General features: G+C 70.9%; 15 protein-coding genes. 3 read left to right on the top strand and 12 right to left on the bottom strand.

Annotation, left to right across the window (positions count from 1 at the left end; all coding sequences use genetic code 11):
- Nucleotides 1–3 precede the first annotated feature (3 nt).
- Complete coding sequence (locus tag ACWD5D_RS02600) at nt 4–486, top strand: methylated-DNA--[protein]-cysteine S-methyltransferase (protein ID WP_451370925.1); 483 nt, start codon at nt 4–6, stop codon at nt 484–486.
- Between the two features lie 63 nt (nt 487–549).
- On the opposite strand, the gene ACWD5D_RS02605 is transcribed toward ACWD5D_RS02600, so the two are convergent.
- The 3 genes from ACWD5D_RS02605 to ACWD5D_RS02615 are packed head-to-tail and all read right to left on the bottom strand — an operon-like array spanning nt 550 to nt 2,866.
- Nucleotides 550–1,272, bottom strand: coding sequence for an SIR2 family NAD-dependent protein deacylase (locus tag ACWD5D_RS02605; RefSeq protein ID WP_451370926.1), 723 nt, complete (start codon nt 1,270–1,272; stop codon nt 550–552).
- 29 nt (nt 1,273–1,301) lie between these two features.
- On the bottom strand, nt 1,302–1,796 hold the full coding sequence (locus ACWD5D_RS02610) for an NUDIX domain-containing protein (RefSeq protein WP_451370927.1): 495 nt from the start codon (nt 1,794–1,796) through the stop codon (nt 1,302–1,304).
- A complete protein-coding gene (locus tag ACWD5D_RS02615; protein ID WP_451370928.1) occupies nt 1,793–2,866 on the bottom strand; it encodes an ADP-ribosylglycohydrolase family protein in 1,074 nt (357 codons plus the stop codon). The genes ACWD5D_RS02610 and ACWD5D_RS02615 overlap by 4 nt, the downstream gene beginning before the upstream one ends.
- A 169-nt stretch (nt 2,867–3,035) precedes the next feature.
- Between ACWD5D_RS02615 and ACWD5D_RS02620 the strand changes: the two genes are divergently transcribed.
- Nucleotides 3,036–4,187 carry a glycerate kinase gene (locus ACWD5D_RS02620; protein ID WP_451370929.1) on the top strand — a complete coding sequence of 384 codons (1,152 nt, stop codon included), beginning with the start codon at nt 3,036–3,038 and terminating at the stop codon, nt 4,185–4,187.
- A gap of 227 nt (nt 4,188–4,414) precedes the next feature.
- On the opposite strand, the gene pssA is transcribed toward ACWD5D_RS02620, so the two are convergent.
- The 9 genes from pssA to ACWD5D_RS02665 all read right to left on the bottom strand — a co-directional run bounded on the left by pssA (nt 4,415) and on the right by ACWD5D_RS02665 (nt 16,140).
- Complete coding sequence (gene pssA / locus ACWD5D_RS02625) at nt 4,415–5,233, bottom strand: CDP-diacylglycerol--serine O-phosphatidyltransferase (protein ID WP_094220827.1); 819 nt, start codon at nt 5,231–5,233, stop codon at nt 4,415–4,417.
- Between the two features lie 22 nt (nt 5,234–5,255).
- Nucleotides 5,256–5,912, bottom strand: coding sequence for a phosphatidylserine decarboxylase (locus ACWD5D_RS02630; RefSeq protein ID WP_393879431.1), 657 nt, complete (start codon nt 5,910–5,912; stop codon nt 5,256–5,258).
- Nucleotides 5,913–6,082: 170 nt separating this feature from the next.
- Nucleotides 6,083–7,288 carry an acyl-CoA dehydrogenase family protein gene (locus ACWD5D_RS02635; protein WP_451370930.1) on the bottom strand — a complete coding sequence of 402 codons (1,206 nt, stop codon included), beginning with the start codon at nt 7,286–7,288 and terminating at the stop codon, nt 6,083–6,085.
- A gap of 3 nt (nt 7,289–7,291) precedes the next feature.
- Nucleotides 7,292–7,819 carry a MaoC family dehydratase gene (locus ACWD5D_RS02640; protein ID WP_451370931.1) on the bottom strand — a complete coding sequence of 176 codons (528 nt, stop codon included), beginning with the start codon at nt 7,817–7,819 and terminating at the stop codon, nt 7,292–7,294.
- A 15-nt stretch (nt 7,820–7,834) separates the two neighbouring features.
- Nucleotides 7,835–8,794: an HpcH/HpaI aldolase/citrate lyase family protein gene (locus ACWD5D_RS02645; RefSeq protein ID WP_451370932.1), complete on the bottom strand. Its 960-nt coding sequence runs from the start codon at nt 8,792–8,794 to the stop codon at nt 7,835–7,837.
- Nucleotides 8,791–10,818, bottom strand: a complete 2,028-nt coding sequence (locus ACWD5D_RS02650) for a protein meaA (RefSeq protein WP_451370933.1) — start codon at nt 10,816–10,818, stop codon at nt 8,791–8,793. The genes ACWD5D_RS02645 and ACWD5D_RS02650 overlap by 4 nt, the downstream gene beginning before the upstream one ends.
- 9 nt (nt 10,819–10,827) lie before the next feature.
- Nucleotides 10,828–12,165 (bottom strand): crotonyl-CoA carboxylase/reductase, encoded by a 1,338-nt coding sequence (ccrA, locus tag ACWD5D_RS02655; protein WP_451371023.1) that lies wholly within the window; start codon nt 12,163–12,165, stop codon nt 10,828–10,830.
- Nucleotides 12,166–13,340: 1,175 nt separating this feature from the next.
- The gene (locus tag ACWD5D_RS02660; RefSeq protein ID WP_451370934.1) at nt 13,341–14,165 is read right to left on the bottom strand and encodes a TetR family transcriptional regulator; all 825 of its coding nucleotides are present in this window, start codon (nt 14,163–14,165) and stop codon (nt 13,341–13,343) included.
- A gap of 169 nt (nt 14,166–14,334) precedes the next feature.
- Nucleotides 14,335–16,140, bottom strand: coding sequence for a 3-hydroxyacyl-CoA dehydrogenase family protein (locus ACWD5D_RS02665; protein ID WP_451370935.1), 1,806 nt, complete (start codon nt 16,138–16,140; stop codon nt 14,335–14,337).
- A 383-nt stretch (nt 16,141–16,523) separates the two neighbouring features.
- Here ACWD5D_RS02665 and ACWD5D_RS02670 point away from each other — a divergent pair, with 383 nt between their 5' ends.
- Nucleotides 16,524–17,108, top strand: a complete 585-nt coding sequence (locus tag ACWD5D_RS02670) for an adenylosuccinate lyase (RefSeq protein ID WP_451370936.1) — start codon at nt 16,524–16,526, stop codon at nt 17,106–17,108.
- Nucleotides 17,109–17,118: the final 10 nt, after the last annotated feature.

A 17,118-nucleotide genomic window follows, 5' to 3' on the forward strand; every position in this document is an offset into this window, starting at 1 on the left:
ACGATGAAGCAGCACACCGTCATCGACAGCCCCTACGGCCCCCTCACCCTCGTCGCCGACGACGGCGTCCTGTGCGGCGTCTACATGACCGACCAGCGCCACCGCCCCTCGGAGGAGACCTTCGGCAGCCCCGACGACGCCCCCTTCGCCGAGGCCGAGGAACAGCTGTCCGCCTACTTCGCGGGCGAGTTGAAGGAGTTCACACTCGAACTCCGCCTGAACGGCACCCCGTTCCAGCGCGGCGTCTGGGAACAGCTCACCCGCATCCCGTACGGCGAGACCAGCTCCTACGGCGAACTCGCCGACGCCATCGGCAACCCCAAGGCCTCCCGCGCCGTCGGCCTCGCCAACGGCAAGAACCCGATCAGCATCATCGTCCCCTGCCACCGTGTGATCGGCGCCGCCGGCGACCTCACTGGCTACGGCGGCGGCCTGGACCGCAAGCGCCGCCTGCTGGACTTCGAGCGCGGAACGGCGCTCTTCTAGGCGCCTCTTCCAGTAGGCGTCTCTTCCAGGAGCTCTCCGACGGCGTACGTACCGTACGCCGTCCTAGGCGTCGTACTCCGTGGCCAGCCGGTCCAGCAGCGCCGGAAGCGCCGTGCCGATCGGTTCGCGCACGACCTCCTGGGCGAGTTCGTCGTACGGAGTCGGTTCGGCGTTGACGATGACCAGATGGGCGCCGCTGCCGGTGGCGACGCCCGCGAGGCCGGCGGCGGGCTGCACCTGGAGGCTGGAGCCGACGGCGATGAAGACGGTGCAGGCCTTGCTGATCGAGAGGGCCTGGCCGAGGACCGCGGGGTCGAGCCGTTCACCGAACATGACGGTCGCCGACTTCAGGATCCCGCCGCACTCCAGGCACGCCGGATCCTCCTCACCCGCCTCCACCCGCGCCAGCGCGTCCTCCATCGGCCCCTGGGCGTGGCACATGGTGCACACCACGCTGCGGGCCGTGCCGTGCAGCTCCAGTACCTTGCGGGCCGGCATCCCGGCCAGCTGGTGCAGCCCGTCCACGTTCTGGGTGAGCACCCGCACCGGGATGCCGGAGTGCTCCAGCCCGGCGACGGCCCGGTGCGCGGCGTTCGGCTCCGCCCGCAGGGTCCGGTTCGCGCGCCGCATCTGCCAGGAGCGGCGGCGGATCTCCGGATCGCCCATGTAGTACTCGTACGTCACGAGCTTCTCGGCCTCGGGATCGCGCCGCCACAGTCCGTTCGGGCCGCGGTAGTCGGGGATGCCGGAGTCGGTGGAGATGCCGGCGCCGCTGAGGATCGCCACGTCGGCACCGTATGCGGGCCCGGCGGGATTCACGCGACCCGGTGGCCGTCCTCCAGTTCCGCCGTGCCCGAGCCCTCCGAAAGGACGTCCAGCGCGGCCAGGACGCGGCGGCCGAGGGCGCCGGGCAGGTGGGCGGTGAGCTCCTCGCGGGGCACGAGGCGCCAGGACAGCAGCTCCTCCTCCTGAAGCCGGATCGTCTTCAACTCCGCGTCGGTGAGGACACCGCCGTCGTACAGGTACGCCGCCAGCGGCGGCCGGCCGGCGCCGGGCACCCAGTCCACCGCCAGCAGCCGGCCCGGCTCCCGGTCCAGGCCGATCTCCTCCAGCGTCTCGCGGCGTGCGCCCCGGCGGGGTGTCTCGCCGTCGTCCGACTCGATCGTGCCGCCCGGAAGCGCCCATCCGTCACGGTAGTTGGGCTCGACGAGCAGCACCCGCCCCGTGGCGTCCCGGAAGAGCACGGCGGCACCGGCGATGATGCGGGGGAGACCCGCGATGTACGTGGCGAAGTCCTGGGTGGAGGTCATCCGGACAGGGTAGCCAGCCTCAGCGTCCGCTCGGCGAGGTCGCTGATGCGTACGCCGTCGAAGCCGAACACGGCGCTGCGGACGGTGTCCTCCAGCGGGTCCTTCCACTGGGCGGGGATCGCGGCCGCACCCGTGAGGACGCCGGCCACCGAGCCGGCCGTCGCCCCGTTGGAGTCGGTGTCCAGGCCGCCGCGGACGGTCAGGGTGATGGTCCGGGTGAAGTCGCCGTCGCCGTACAGCAGACCCGCGGTGAGGACCGCCGCGTTCGGCACGCTGTGGATCCAGCCGAGGCCCGCGGTCTCCGCGGACACGGTGGCCAGCGTCTCCTCCCAGGGCAGCCGGGTCTCGTGCAGGGACGTCACCCGGCGCACGGCGCGGGCCAGCCGGCTGCTCGCCGGGATCTCGGCGAGCGCGGACTCCAGCGCGTCCCGCACGCTCGGCGCGGTGAACGCGGCAGCGATCAGGGCGGCCGCCCACATCGCGCCGTAGACACCGTTGCCGGTGTGCGAGAGCACCGCGTCCCGGCGGGCCAGCGAGGCGGCCCGGCGCGGGTCGCCCGGGCAGGTCCAGCCGTAGGCGTCGGCACGGATCAGCGCGCCGATCCACTCCTGGTGCGGGTTGTCGTACGTCGCCGTCAGCGGCGGCTTCAGGCCGTTGGCGAGGTTGCGGTACGCCGCCCGTTCCGCGGTGAAGGTCTGCAGGTACGGCAGCCTGAGCAGCCACAGGTCGCCGACCTGCTCGGTGCTGAAGCCGAAGCCGTGGGTCTCCAGCAGGTGCAGGCCGAGGATCGCGTAGTCGACGTCGTCGTCGCGGCAGCTGCCGTGGATGCGGCCGCGCACGCAGTCGCGCCACTCGGGGCGCAGCACGGCGCCGTCGGCCGGGTCGGCGGGCTCGGGCAGGTAGTCGGTCAGCGGCAGGGCGGCGGCCCGGCGCAGATACCGGTCGATGCGCTCGCGCGTCCACACCTCGCCCTGCTCGACCGGCTTGCCGAGCATGTTGCCCGCGATCCGCCCGAGCCAGCCGCCGTGGACGCGGTCGGCGAGGTCCGGTCCCGTGTCGAGGTCGCTCATGGCTGTGGTCTACCCGCTGCTCCGCCTGATCTCACGGCCGCGCCGTCCACGTGCGGACGGCTTCCAGAGGGCGGGCGGGGCATGACGGCGGGGGTGTCCTGAGGTTAAGGTCGCAGCGGCGCGACTGGCCCTGACGTGCGCGGGGCCCGGAGAGCAAGGGGAATGCAAGGTGGCGGAAGCTGCAGGCAACGAGACCCGTCGGGTGCTCATCGCCGCGGACAAGTTCAAGGGCTCGCTCACGGCCGTGCAGGTCGCCGAGCGGGTGACGGCCGGGCTGCGCCGGGTCGTGCCGTCGGTCGAGGTCGAGGCGCTGCCCGTTGCCGACGGCGGTGACGGGACCGTGGACGCGGCGGTCGCGGCCGGATTCCAGCGCCGGGAGGTCCGGGTCACCGGACCGCTCGGGGACGAGGTGACGGCCGCGTTCGCGCTGCGCGGCGACACCGCGGTCGTGGAGATGGCCGAGGCGAGCGGGCTGCAGCGGCTGCCGGCCGGTGTCTTCGCCCCGCTGACGGCCTCCACGTACGGCTCCGGGGAACTGCTGCGGGCCGCGCTGGACGCGGGCGCGCGGACGATCGTGTTCGGCGTGGGCGGTAGCGCCACGACGGACGGCGGCGCCGGGATGCTGTCGGCGCTGGGCGCCCGGTTCCTGGACGCGGACGGGGAACCGGTGGCGCCGGGCGGCGGCGGGCTCGCCGGCCTCGCCCGCGCGGACCTGTCCGGCCTCGACCCGCGCCTGTCCTCCGTCGAGCTGGTGCTCGCCAGCGACGTCGACAACCCGCTGACCGGGCCGAAGGGCGCGCCCGCGGTGTACGGCCCCCAGAAGGGCGCCTCGCCGGACGACGTGGCCGCGCTGGACGCCGCGCTGGCCCACTTCGCGAAGGTCCTGGAGGCCGAGGCCGGGGAGCGTGCGGCCGAGCACGCGGCGGCACCGGGCGCCGGGGCGGCCGGCGGAATCGGCTACGGCGCGCTCCTCCTGGGCGCCCGCTTCCGGGCCGGCATCGAGGTCATGCTGGACGTCCTCGGCTTCGCTCCGGCGCTGGAGCGGGCCGACCTGGTGATCACCGGCGAGGGCTCGCTGGACGAGCAGACGCTCCACGGGAAGGCCCCGGCGGGGGTCGCCGCGGCGGCCCGGGCGGCCGGCAAGGACGTCGTCGCGGTGTGCGGCCGGCTGGCCCTGTCGGAGGAGGCGTTGCTGCGGGCCGGTATCGGGAGGGCCTACCCTCTCACCTCGGTCGAGCCGGACATCGCCAAGTGCATCGCGGACGCCGGTCCGATCCTGGAGCTGGTCGCCGTTCGGATCGCTGAGGACAACTTGGCCTGAGGCCTCTGCTCCCGGACCCCCGTCTCCCCTCCGCGATCCCGTCCCGGTCCGTTGGACGGGTGCCCTCCCGACCCACCGAGCCGGATGGTGGGTGGGCATGGGCCGGGGTCCGGGAGCGGAGCCCCAGGCGGTCACCCCGCCACCGGACGCGTACACAGCGGACGCGCACACGGCAAAGGGCCCCGAACCAGATCGTCAGATCGGTCCGGGGCCCTCGGAGCGGAGCGTTACGGCAGCTGGGCCGCCCGCGCCTCGCGACGGTTGTCGCGGAAGTTGTTCACCCGGCGCGCCGTGGCGAACAGCGGGATCACCGCGCCCATGACCAGCTGCAGGGCACAGCCGGTCTGGAGGAGCAGCTGGCCACCCGGGGCGTCGAAGGCCCAGGCGGTCAAAAGGCCCATGGACAGGACGATCCAGGACAGCATGGCCACGGCGAGGCGGCCCCGCGGCTTCGGGTACTCGACCCGGCTCACCATCAGCCAGGCCGTGCCCAGGATCGCGAGGAGCGTCGCGAAGAAGGGCAGCTCCAGGAGGACGATCGAGACGACCGTCAGCGCGCCGAACGGGGAGGGCATGCCCTGGAACATGCCGTTCGTCGGTGTCACGCACGAGAAGCGCGCGAGCCGCAGCACCACGGCCAGGAGCACCACGATCGCCCCGACCGCCGCCACCTTCTGGTAGGCGTCGTCCGCGACCATGCCGTAGACCAGCACGAAGTACGCCGGCGCGAGGCCGAAGCTGATCAGGTCCGAGAGGTTGTCCAGCTCGGCGCCCATGGGCGAGGAGCGCAGCTTGCGCGCGACCAGGCCGTCGAACAGGTCGAACACGGCCGCGCACAGCATCAGGATGACCGCCGTGGCCGCGCTGTTGCGCGCCATGCCGGACTCCTGGCTGTCGGTGAGGTGCGGGATCAGGATCCCGGTGGTGGTGAAGTACACCGCCATGAAGCCGCACGTGGCGTTGCCGAGCGTGAGGGTGTCCGCTATCGAGAGGCGGAGAGAGAGCGGCATCTCCTCCTCGTCGTCGACCTCGTCGGCCTCGGGCACCCAGCCCGCCTGAGTCTCCGGATCAATCACGGTCAATGCGAGTCACCCCAGCCACGGTCTTCTGACCGACCTCGACCGCGACCTCCACGCCCTCGGGCAGGTAGAGGTCGACACGCGAGCCGAAGCGGATCAGGCCGATGCGGTCGCCCTGCTCGACCTTCGTGCCCTGCGGGATGTAGGGCACGATGCGGCGGGCCACCGCGCCGGCGATCTGGATCATCTCGATGTCGCCGAGTTCGGTGTCGAAGTGCCAGACTACGCGCTCGTTGTTCTCGCTCTCCTTGTTGAAGGCGGGAACGAAGCCACCGGGAACGTGCTCGACGGACGTCACCGTGCCCGCGAGGGGCGCGCGGTTGACGTGGACGTTCAGCGGGCTCATGAAGATCGCGACGCGAGTGCGGCCGTCCTTCCAGGGCATGATGCTCTGCACCACACCGTCGGCGGGGGAGATGACCCTGCCGGGGGCGATCTCACGCTCGGGGTCGCGGAAGAACCACAGCATGCCCGCCGCGAGTGCGGTGGCGGGCACGGCGACGGCCCTGGCCGCGCCGGAGCGGCGCGCACGGGCCAGGCTGAGGGCTGCGGTGGCGACGGTCGGGAGAAGCCACGGCGATGCTCCGCGCGCGAGGCGTACGCCGGCTCGGCTGTCGCGAGGTGCAGAGGTTTGGCTGTGGGGCATGGATGACCTTCGTAGCGGATGATGCCGCGCAATGACGGGGGACGGCGGCTTTCCGGGGATCGTACCGGTCGCGGGCTACAACTGGGCAAGCCAGGAAGCCGAGTCGGCGACTGAGGGCCGTCAACGGGGTGTGATCTTCTTCTCGAAGAAAACATCCCGCATCCGGACAATCAGCCCTGGAAGCGATACTCTTCCAGCAACCTGCGCCCGATGATCATTTTCTGGATCTCGGCGGTGCCTTCGCCGATGAGCAGCATCGGGGCCTCCCGGTAGAGGCGCTCGATCTCGTACTCCTTGGAGAAGCCGTAGCCGCCGTGGATCCGGAAGGCATCCTCCACGACCTCCTTGCAGTACTCGGAGGCGAGGTACTTCGCCATCCCTGCCTCGAGGTCGTTTCGCTCGCCGGAGTCCTTTTTGCGTGCAGCGTTGACCATCATGGCATGTGCGGCCTCGACCTTGGTGCCCATTTCGGCCAGTTTGAACTGGATCGCCTGGTGCTGGGCGATCGGCTTGCCGAAGGTGTGCCGCTGCTGGGCGTACTGGACGCCCAGTTCGAACGCACGCTGAGCGACGCCGCAGCCACGCGCCGCCACATTGACGCGGCCGACCTCCACGCCGTCCATCATTTGGTAAAAACCTCGGCCGGTGACGCCGCCGAGCACCCGGTCGGCCGGAATCCGCAGACCGTCCATGATCAACTCGGTGGTGTCGACGCCCTTGTAGCCCATCTTCTCGATCTTGCCGGGGATCGTCAGACCCGGGCGGACCTCGCCGAAGCCGGGCTCCTTCTCCACCAGGAAGGTCGTCATGGACTTGTGGGGCGGCGTGCCCTCAGGGTGTCCTTCGTCACTTCGCACCAGAACGGCCACCAGAGACGACGTACCGCCGTTCGTCAGCCACATCTTCTGCCCGTTCAGGACGTACTCGTCGCCGTCCCTGACCGCCTTCGACGTGATCGCCGACACGTCGGAGCCCAGGCCCGGCTCCGACATCGAGAAGGCGCCGCGGACGTCGCCGGCCGCCATCCTCGGCAGGAAGTGGTCCTTCTGCTCCTGCGTGCCGTGCTGCTTGAGCATGTACGCGACGATGAAGTGCGTGTTGATGATGCCGGACACCGACATCCAGCCGCGGGCGATCTCCTCGACGCACAGGGCGTACGTCAAGAGGGACTCGCCCAGGCCGCCGTACTCCTCGGGGATCATCAGACCGAACAGGCCGAGTTCCTTCAGCCCGTCCACGATCGCTTGCGGGTACTCGTCGCGGTGCTCCAGCTCGGTCGCGACAGGAATGATCTCCTTGTCGACGAAGTCCCGAACCGTGGAGAGGATCTCCTGCTGGACGTCGGTCAGACCGGCGGTCTGGGCGAGACGGGCCATGGCCTACTTCTCCGTGTTCTTGTCCGCGGGTGCGGTCAGCTCCGGGCGGCCGGGCTGCTCGCCGCCGCGCTCCTTGATGTACGTCTCGGTGGGCACCATGACCTTGCGGCGGAAGACGCACACGAGGGTGCCGTCCTGCTTGTAGCCCTTGGTCTCGACGTACACGATGCCGCGGTCGTTCTTCGACTTGGACGGCCACTTGTCGAGCACCGTCGTCTGGCCGTAGATCGTGTCGCCGTGGAAGGTCGGCGCCACGTGCTTGAGCGACTCGATCTCCAGGTTGGCGATCGCCTTGCCCGAGATGTCCGGCACGGACATGCCGAGCAGCAGCGAGTAGATGTAGTTGCCCACCACGACGTTCTTGCCGAAGTCGGTCGTCTTCTCGGCGTAGTTGGCGTCCATGTGGAGCGGGTGGTGGTTCATCGTGAGGAGGCAGAACAGGTGGTCGTCGTACTCCGTGACCGTCTTGCCCGGCCAGTGCTTGTACGTCGCCCCGACCTCGAACTCCTCGTAGGTGCGTCCGAACTGCATCGCGCTCAGGGCTCCTCAGTCGCCGGGGATCTCGAACTTGCCGGTGCGCCGCATGCCGGCGGCGCGGCCCTTGCCCGAGATGACCAGGGCCATCTTGCGGCTGGCCTCGTCGATCATCTCGTCGCCGAGCATCGCGGAGCCCTTCTTGCCGCCCGCCTCGGACGTGTAGTAGTCGTACGCGTCCAGGATCAGCTCGGCGTGGTCGAAGTCCTCCTGGGAGGGCGAGAAGATCTCGTTGGACGCCTCGACCTGGCCCGGGTGCAGCACCCACTTGCCGTCGAAGCCGAGCGCGGCGGCGCGCTGGGCGACCTCGCGGTAGCCCTCGACGTTGCGGATCTGCAGGTAGGGGCCGTCGATCGCCTGGAGGTTGTTGGCGCGGGCGGCCATCAGGATCTTCATCAGGATGTAGTGGTAGGCGTCCGCCGGGTAGCCGGGCGGCTGCTCACCCACGACGAGGGACTTCATGTTGATGGACGCCATGAAGTCGGCCGGGCCGAAGATGATCGTCTCGACGCGCGGGGAGGCCTGCGCGATCGCGTTGACGTTGTTCAGGCCCTGGGCGTTCTCGATCTGCGCCTCGATGCCGATCCGGCCGACCTCGAAGCCCATGGTCTTCTCGATCTGGGTCAGCAGCAGGTCCAGCGCGACGATCTGCTCGGCGGTCTGCACCTTCGGCAGCATGATGCAGTCGAGGTTCTGGCCGGCGCCCTCGACGACCGTGACGACGTCCCGGTACGTCCACTCGGTCGTCCAGTCGTTGACGCGCACGACCCGCGTCTTGCCCGTCCAGTCGCCCTCGTTCAGGAACTTGACGATGGTGTGCCGCGCCCCCGGCTTGGCGAGCGGCGCGCACGCGTCCTCCAGGTCCAGGAAGACCTGGTCGGCGGGGAGGCCCTGCGCCTTCTCCAGGAAGCGGGGGTTCGAGCCCGGCACGGCCAGGCAGGAGCGCCGCGGACGAAGACGGTTGACTGTCATGCGGGGACCTCCAGGGGGTCGAGCTTGTTCGCTTTGCGGATCTCGTCGACGATGCGGCCGATGATTCCGGTGATGTCGAAGTCCTTCGGGGTGAAGACCGCGGCCACGCCGGCGGACTTCAGCTGCTCGGCGTCACCGTTCGGGATGATGCCACCTGCGATCACCGGTATATCTGTGGCACCGGCCACACGGAGTCGCTCCAGCACGTCGGGCACCAGCTGGGCGTGCGAGCCGGACAGGATCGACAGGCCCACCGCGTGGACGTCCTCCGCCAGGGCCGCGTCGACGATCTGTTCGGGCGTCAGCCGGATGCCCTGGTAGACCACCTCGAAGCCGGCGTCACGGGCGCGTACGGCGATCTGCTCGGCGCCGTTGGAGTGTCCGTCCAGGCCCGGCTTGCCGACCAGGAAGCGGAGCTTGCCGACGCCCAGGTCCCGGGCGGTGGCGTCCACCTTGGCGCGGACGTCCGCGAGGGCCGAGCCGGCCTCGACGGGGACGGCCACCGGTGCGGAGGAGACCCCGGTGGGCGCCCGGTACTCGCCGAACACCTCGCGCAGCGCCCCGGCCCATTCGCCGGTGGTGACACCGGCGCGGGCGCACTCCAGCGTGGCCTCCATGAGGTTGCCGGTGCCCTGGGCGGCCTCCTTCAGCCGCTCCAGCGCCTTGCAGGGACGCGGGTGGTTGAAGGGCGGCTGGTAGCGGGTGTCCCGCCAGGTCCCCAGCGCCGTGATCACGCGGGCCTCGACAGCCGGGTCGACCGTCTGGATCGCGGTGTCCAGGTCGGCCGTGAGCGGGTTCGGCTCGGTCGTCTCGAAGATGTTGACGCCGACGATCTTCTCCTGGCCGGACTCGATCCGCGCCCGCCGCTCCGCGTGCGAGGAGACCAGCTGCGCCTTGAGGTAGCCGGACTCGACGGCGGCCATCGCGCCGCCCATCTCCTGGATCCGGTCGATCTCCGCGAGGGACTCCTCGACGAGCGCCGACACCTTCTTCTCGATGACGTGCGAGCCCTCGAAGATGTCCTCGTACTCCAGCAGGTCGCTCTCGTGCGCGAGGACCTGCTGGATGCGCAGCGACCACTGCTGGTCCCAGGGCCGGGGCAGGCCCAGCGCCTCGTTCCAGGCGGGGAGCTGCACGGCACGCGCGCGTGCGTCCTTGGAGAGGGTCACGGCCAGCATCTCCAGCACGATCCGCTGGACGTTGTTCTCCGGCTGCGCCTCGGTCAGGCCGAGCGAGTTGACCTGGACGCCGTAGCGGAACCGGCGCTGCTTGGGGTTCTCGATGCCGTAGCGCTCACGGGTGACCTTGTCCCAGATGCGGCCGAAGGCCCGCATCTTGCACATCTCCTCGACGAAGCGGACGCCCGCGTTGACGAAGAAGGAGATGCGGGCGACCACGTCGCCCATGCGCTCCTCGGGCACCTGGCCGCTGTCGCGCACGGCGTCGAGGACGGCGATGGCGGTGGACATCGCGTACGCGATCTCCTGCACCGGCGTGGCCCCGGCCTCCTGCAGGTGGTAGCTGCAGATGTTGATCGGGTTCCACTTCGGCATGTGGGAGACCGTGTACGCGATCATGTCCGTCGTCAGGCGGAGCGAGGGCCCCGGCGGGAACACGTGGGTGCCCCGGGACAGGTACTCCTTGACGATGTCGTTCTGGGTCGTGCCCTGGAGCTGGGTGATGTCCGCGCCCTGCTCCTCGGCGACGACCTGGTAGAGCGCCAGCAGCCACATGGCGGTGGCGTTGATCGTCATCGAGGTGTTCATCTGCTCCAGGGGGATGTCCTGGAACAGCCGGCGCATGTCACCGAGGTGCGAGACCGGCACGCCGACCCGGCCGACCTCGCCGCGGGCGAGGATGTGGTCGGGGTCGTAGCCGGTCTGCGTCGGCAGGTCGAACGCCACCGACAGGCCGGTCTGGCCCTTGGCGAGGTTGCGCCGGTAGAGCTCGTTGGACGCCTCGGCGGTGGAGTGGCCGGCGTACGTGCGCATGAGCCACGGCCGGTCCTTCTGACGCTCTGTCATCTGGGGCCCTCAGATGTTCCGGAAGCGGTTGATGGCGTCGATGTGCTTGGCGCGCAGCTCCTCGTCGCGCACGCCCAGCCCCTCCTCGGGGGCCAGGCACAGCACGCCGACCTTGCCCTGGTGCAGGTTGCGGTGCACGTCGTAGGCCGCCTGCCCGGTCTCCTCCAGGGAGTAGACCTTGGAGAGCGTCGGGTGGATCTTGCCCTTCGCGACGAGCCGGTTGGCCTCCCAGGCCTCGCGGTAGTTGGCGAAGTGCGAGCCTATGATCCGCTTGAGCGACATCCACAGGTAGCGGTTGTCGTACTCGTGGTTGTAGCCCGAGGTCGAGGCGCAGGTGACGATCGTGCCGCCCTTGCGGGTGACGTAGACCGAGGCGCCGAAGGTCTCGCGGCCCGGGTGCTCGAAGACGATGTCGACGTCCTCGCCGCCGGTGAGCTCGCGGATGCGCTTGCCGAAGCGCTTCCACTCCTTCGGGTCCTGGGTGTGCTCGTCCTTCCAGAACTTGTAGCCCTCGGCGTTGCGGTCGATGATCGCCTCGGCGCCCATGGACCGGCAGATGTCCGCCTTCTGGTCGCTGGAGACGACACAGATCGGGTTGGCGCCGCCGGCCAGCGCGAACTGGGTGGCGTACGAGCCGAGGCCGCCGCTCGCGCCCCATATCAGGACGTTGTCGCCCTGCTTCATGGCGGCGCCGTTGCGGGAGACCAGCTGGCGGTAGGCGGTGGAATTGACCAGGCCCGGCGCGGCGGCCTCCTCCCAGCTGAGGTGCTTGGGCTTGGGCATCAGCTGGTTGGTCTTGACCAGGGCGATCTCCGCGAGGCCGCCGAAGTTGGTCTCGAAGCCCCAGATGCGCTGCTCGGGGTCGAGCATCGTGTCGTTGTGGCCGTCGGAGGACTCCAGCTCGACGGACAGACAGTGGGCGACGACCTCGTCACCGGGCTTCCAGGCGTTGACGCCCGCGCCGGTGCGCAGGACGACGCCCGCGAGGTCGGAGCCGATGATGTGGTACGGCAGGTCGTGGCGCTTGGTGAGCTCGGAGAGCTTTCCGTAGCGCTCCAGGAACCCGAAGGTCGACAGGGGCTCGAAGATCGAGGTCCAGACCGAGTTGTAGTTGACCGAGGAGGCCATCACGGCCACCAGGGCCTCGCCCGGACCCAGTTCGGGCACGGGAACGTCGTCGAGGTGGATCGACTTGCGCGGGTCCTTGTCGCGCGTCGCGAGACCCGCGAACATCTCCGTCTCGTCCTTGTGCACGGTGATCGCGCGGTACGACTCGGGGAGCGGCAGGGCGGCGAAGTCGGCCGACGTGGAGTCGGGTGACTGGATCGCGTCCAGGATGTCCTTCACGGTCACGGTGTTGCCTCCGGCGGTACGCACCCTGAGGGAGGGGTGCTGAGGGTTCGTCGGTGCGGGGAGTGCTGCTGAGGGTTTTGGAGAGAGGTGCCGTCGGTTCGGCGGGGCGGTGCTTCGGCAGCGCTTTGTGGCGCGAGAGGTTGCCTGTGACGCAGGCGTCCGGGCGCGCAGGCCATGAGGCTTGCGGGGACAGCCGGCGAGCGAACGGTTTCTGTTCGCCGGGCCGCCCGGACACCTTCAACGTATGACACCGCGTGTCACGTGGCAAGGCACTGAGTGCCAGAACTTGCTCTCAGATGAAATCTTTACGTAACAAATGAGCGATGATCGATCAAAGCTACCGCCGAGTAGGGAAAAGTGGCCGGTCATGCGGCTTCGGGGGAGATTCCGACAGAGCCGAGCTGATGGACGAGGCGTGGGCTGCCGTCGTGTGCGAGCCGGCGGGGCGCGCGTGGGTCGCCGCCGTGTGCGAGCTGGCGAGGCGCGTGGAGGTCCCCGCACGAAGGCCAGGACGTACGGCGCGGACGCGGCGGTGGTGGTCGCCGGGACGTACGGCGGGGACGCGGTGGTGGTGGTCGCCGGGGTGTACGGCGCGGACGCGGTCGTGGTCGCCGCCGGGGTGCGGTCCCGCGCGGTCTGCCGGTCGCCGGGTGCACCGCTCGGTCTCGCGGCCGGCAGGGGCTACGGCTTCGCCGTCCCGGCCGATCCGGCCCCACGCCGGCCGGTCCACCCCGGGACGGCGAAAACGGTGCCGACACCGCTGGGCAGGGGCGTGCGGGTCGGCCGGGACGATGGTGTCCGCCCCCGGGACCCCGACCGCTTCCGGCAGGGCCGCGTGGCCGCCCTCGTGGCCGCCGCGCGGCCGTACCCGCCCGGCGCCGGCCGGGAGCGGTGGGAACAGGAGCGGACGGGCCCGCGCCCGATGCCCGGACGGCCACCCGCTGATCGGCCCGCTCCCCGGCCGGCCCCGGATCCTGCCGGCCACCGGCCACAACATGCGCGGTCCGATGCCGGCCCCGGCGACCGGACGGCTGGTGGCCGGGTTGCTGACGGGGGAGGCGGACCGGAACCTCGCGGCCCTGTTCGCACCGGAGCGCGCGAGAACTCGGCCCGTGCGCCGCGCGTGAGAAGCCGCGAGGATCCCGGAGCGGGAGGAAAGCCCGTGACTCCTACTGCCGCTCCTTCAGGGCCTCCTCGATGGTCCGCATGACCTCGTCCAGCGGGGCGTCGGTGCGGGCGACGGTCACCAGGACCTCGCCGTGCGCGGAGACCGTCGCGGGAACGGCGTCGGGGGCCGTCCTCGGGGCGGAGCCGCGCCCGACGCCGATACCCGTGCCGAAGGTCTTGCGGACGATCGCGAAGGCGTGGTCGAGCTGGGACTCCACGTCGCCCTGGCCCCCGGCCCGCAGCCAGCGCCGGAGGACGTGGTTGTGGGCGGTGACGACGGCGGAGGCGGCGACCTCGGCGAGCAGCGGGTCGTCGTTGGCGTCGTCGGCGTGCGCGTGCTCGTCGAAGTGGCCGAGCAGATAGCGGGTGAACAGCCGCTCGTAGCGGGCCACCGAGGCGATCTCGGCCTCGCGCAGGGTCGGCACCTCACGGGTCAGCTTGTAGCGGGCGACCGAGATCTCCGGCCGGGCCGCGTACATCTTCATGACTTCCTTGATGCCACGGCACACGGTGTCGAGCGGATGCTCGTGCGCCGGAGCCGCGTTGAGGACCGCCTCGGCACGGATCAGCGTGTCGTCGTGGTCCGGGAAGATCGCCTCTTCCTTCGAACGGAAGTGACGGAAGAACGTGCGGCGGGCCACTCCGGCCGCGGCCGCGATCTCGTCGACGGTGGTCGCCTCGTACCCCTTCGTCGCGAAGAGTTCCATCGCGGCGGCCGCCAGTTCTCGGCGCATCTTGAGCCGCTGGGCCGCTGCGCGACTGCCTGCGGCACTCTCGGGCGCGTCGGGCGTAGCTGGTGTACGGGAGGACTTGGCGGGCTGGGACATGACCCGAACGTACTGCATATGTGCGGTGCGGTGCGCAGCCGCGGGATCTCCCCCGCCCACGAGGGGCGGGGGAGGACCGGACCGGCCGGGCGGCGGAAAGCCGCCCGGGTCGAGCAGCCCGCCCCAGTCCGTCTCCGCGCGGGTCGTGCGGGACCGGTCGCCGCCGCCGTCAGCGGCAGGCATACTCGCGGAATCCGCGGCCGGTCTTGCGGCCGAGGCAGCCCGCGGCCACCAGGTGCTCCAGCAGCGGGGCCGGAGCCAGGCCCGGGTCGCGGAACTCGCGGTGCAGCACCTTCTCGATGGCCAGCGAGACGTCCAGACCGACCACGTCCAGCAGCTCGAACGGGCCCATCGGGTAGCCGCCGCCCAGCTTCATCGCCGCGTCGATGTCGTCCAGGGACGCGTAGTGCTCCTGCACCATCTTGATCGCGTTGTTCAGGTACGGGAACAGCAGGGCGTTGACGATGAAGCCCGCCCGGTCGCCGCAGTCGACCGGGTGCTTCCTCACCTTGACGCAGACCTCGCGGACCGTGGCGTGCACGTCGTCGCCGGTCAGCACCGTGCGCACGACCTCGACCAGCTTCATCGCCGGGGCCGGGTTGAAGAAGTGCATGCCGATCACGTCCTGCGGGCGCGAGGTGGCGCGGGCGCAGGCGACGACGGGCAGCGAGGAGGTGGTGGTGGCCAGGACCGCGCCCGGCTTGCAGACCTTGTCCAGCGCCGCGAACAGCTGCCGCTTGACCTCCAGGTCCTCGGCCACCGCCTCGACGGCCAGGTCGACGTCGGCGAAGGCTTCGTAGGAGCCGGCCGCGGTGATCCGGTCCAGGGTCTGGGCGGCGGCCTCGGCCGTCATCCGACCCTTGTCGACAGAGCGCGAAAGCGACTTGCCGATACGGGCCTTGGCGGCCTGCGCCTTCTCCTCGCTGCGCGCGGCCAGCACGACGTCGTAGCCCGCCTTGGCGAAGACCTCGGCGATACCGGACGCCATGGTGCCGGAGCCGGCGACGCCGACCGAGCGCACCTCGCGGCCGGGGGTCCCGGTGCCGACGGCGTCCGGGGTCAGGGCGTCCGCGACGACCGTGGGGCTGCCCGGGGCCTTGTAGGTGTAGAAGCCGCGCCCGGACTTGCGGCCGGTCAGGCCCGCCTCGCTGAGCTGCTTCAGGATCGGGGCGGGGGCGTGCAGCCGGTCGCGGGACTCCACGTACATGGCATCCAGGACCGTGCGCGCGGTGTCGATGCCGATCAGGTCCAGCAGGGCGAGGGGGCCCATCGGCAGGCCGCAGCCGAGCCGCATCGCCGCGTCGATGTCCTCACGGGAGGCGTACCGGGCCTCGTACATCGCGGCGGCCTGGTTGAGGTAGCCGAACAGCAGCCCGTCCGCGACGAAGCCGGGGCGGTCGCCGACCGCGACCGGCTCCTTGCCCAGCTCGATCGCCAGGTCGGTGACCGCGGCGACGGCCCCCGGCGCCGTCAGCACGGAGGAGACGACCTCGACCAGCTTCATCGCCGGGGCCGGGTTGAAGAAGTGCAGGCCGAGCACGCGCTCGGGGCGGGCCGAGTCGGCGGCCAGGCGGGTCACGGACAGCGCGTTGGTGCCGGTCGCGAGGATCGTCTCCGGGCGGACGATGCCGTCGAGCGCACGGAAGATCTGGTGCTTGATCTCGTACGACTCCGGGACCACCTCGATGACGAGGTCGGCGTCGGCCGCCGCGGCGAGGTCGGTGGAGGTGCGGACCCGGGCCAGCACGTCCGCGCGCTCCTGCCCGGTCATCCGGCCGCGTTCCACGGCGCGGGCGGTCGTGGCCTCCAGGGCGGCGACCGACGTCGTGGCCTGGGCCTCGCTGACGTCGATGCCGATCACCTCGCGGCCGGCCTTCGCGAGGACCTCGGCGATGCCGGTGCCCATGGTGCCGAGGCCGACGACTGCGATCGTCTTGAGCGGGGACAGGGGGGTGTCGGACAGGGGAGTGGCCATCGCGGGACTCCAGGAATGAGGGGTGACGACGAGGAACGCGCCGCGTGTGCCGAGGGCGCACGACGGAGCGGAATGAAAGGGAGTGCGGGTGTTACCGGGCTGCGAGCGCACACGCCCGGTGCCGTCCGCACGGGCGTGCACACGCCCGCCGGCAGCGGATTCCGACCGGCCCTGTCCCGGAGCCGGGTCGTACTGCGGTACCGATGTACCGAACCGACCAGTGCTCACGACGGCTGCGTCACCAAACCGTCGTCAGCGAACCACGAGTGGGTAACTCGCTCGTATGAGCTTAACCGGCCGGTAACGAGCGCGCCAGGCCTCGGGCGGAACTCGACTTTGTGATGTGGCTCCCCCGGCCCCTGCCGCCCGCCTAGGCTGGCCCCGTGGACGAAGAGTTGCGATCGCTCACGGAACGCTTACGGCAGGAGTCGCGCGGCACGCCGGGGTACGACGGCCTGCTCGCGACCGAGAACCACGACGACCTCGCGGACCTGCTCACCGCGCCCGGACAGCCCCTGTGGGCCAGGGAGCTGGCCGCGTTCCGGCTCGGCGTCGCCGGCGACCGGCGTGCCTTCGAGTCCCTGGTGCTCCTCCTCAACCACCGTGACCCACCGCGCTGCGCCTCCGCCGCCTACGCCCTCGCCCGGCTCGGCGATCCGCGCACGGCCCGGGCGGCGGCGGCCCTGGCGACGAACGAACTGCGCGTGGCCTACGCCCTGCACCCCGTACGCCTCCTCACGGAACTCCGTGCCCCCGAGTCCGTTCCCGCGCTCATCACCACCCTGGAGCGCAGGCTGCGCCCCCATGACCCCTACGGTCGCGTCGCCCTCGCCTGCGTGGAGGGCCTCGGCTCCCTCGCCGACCCCCGCGCCCGCCGCGTTCTGAAGGAGGCCCTCGCCCATCCGGCGCTGGCCGGCGCGGCGGTGCGGGCGCTGGCGAGCATCCCGGAACAGGAACAGGCCAGGTGACGACCGGTCG

The organism is Streptomyces sp. NPDC002520, assembly GCF_053595235.1.

What these genes read in the sequence shown, in the direction of transcription:
- ACWD5D_RS02660 (WP_451370934.1), bottom strand. Translation starts at nt 14,165, where the DNA reads ATGTCCCAGCCCGCCAAGTCCTCCCGTACACCAGCTACGCCCGACGCG.
- ACWD5D_RS02650 (WP_451370933.1), bottom strand. Translation starts at nt 10,818, where the DNA reads ATGACAGAGCGTCAGAAGGACCGGCCGTGGCTCATGCGCACGTACGCC.
- ACWD5D_RS02600 (WP_451370925.1), top strand. Translation starts at nt 4, where the DNA reads ATGAAGCAGCACACCGTCATCGACAGCCCCTACGGCCCCCTCACCCTC.
- ACWD5D_RS02615 (WP_451370928.1), bottom strand. Translation starts at nt 2,866, where the DNA reads ATGAGCGACCTCGACACGGGACCGGACCTCGCCGACCGCGTCCACGGC.
- ACWD5D_RS02610 (WP_451370927.1), bottom strand. Translation starts at nt 1,796, where the DNA reads ATGACCTCCACCCAGGACTTCGCCACGTACATCGCGGGTCTCCCCCGC.
- ACWD5D_RS02635 (WP_451370930.1), bottom strand. Translation starts at nt 7,288, where the DNA reads ATGGCCCGTCTCGCCCAGACCGCCGGTCTGACCGACGTCCAGCAGGAG.
- ACWD5D_RS02645 (WP_451370932.1), bottom strand. Translation starts at nt 8,794, where the DNA reads ATGACAGTCAACCGTCTTCGTCCGCGGCGCTCCTGCCTGGCCGTGCCG.
- ACWD5D_RS02665 (WP_451370935.1), bottom strand. Translation starts at nt 16,140, where the DNA reads ATGGCCACTCCCCTGTCCGACACCCCCCTGTCCCCGCTCAAGACGATC.
- ACWD5D_RS02630 (WP_393879431.1), bottom strand. Translation starts at nt 5,912, where the DNA reads ATGCCCCACAGCCAAACCTCTGCACCTCGCGACAGCCGAGCCGGCGTA.
- ACWD5D_RS02640 (WP_451370931.1), bottom strand. Translation starts at nt 7,819, where the DNA reads ATGCAGTTCGGACGCACCTACGAGGAGTTCGAGGTCGGGGCGACGTAC.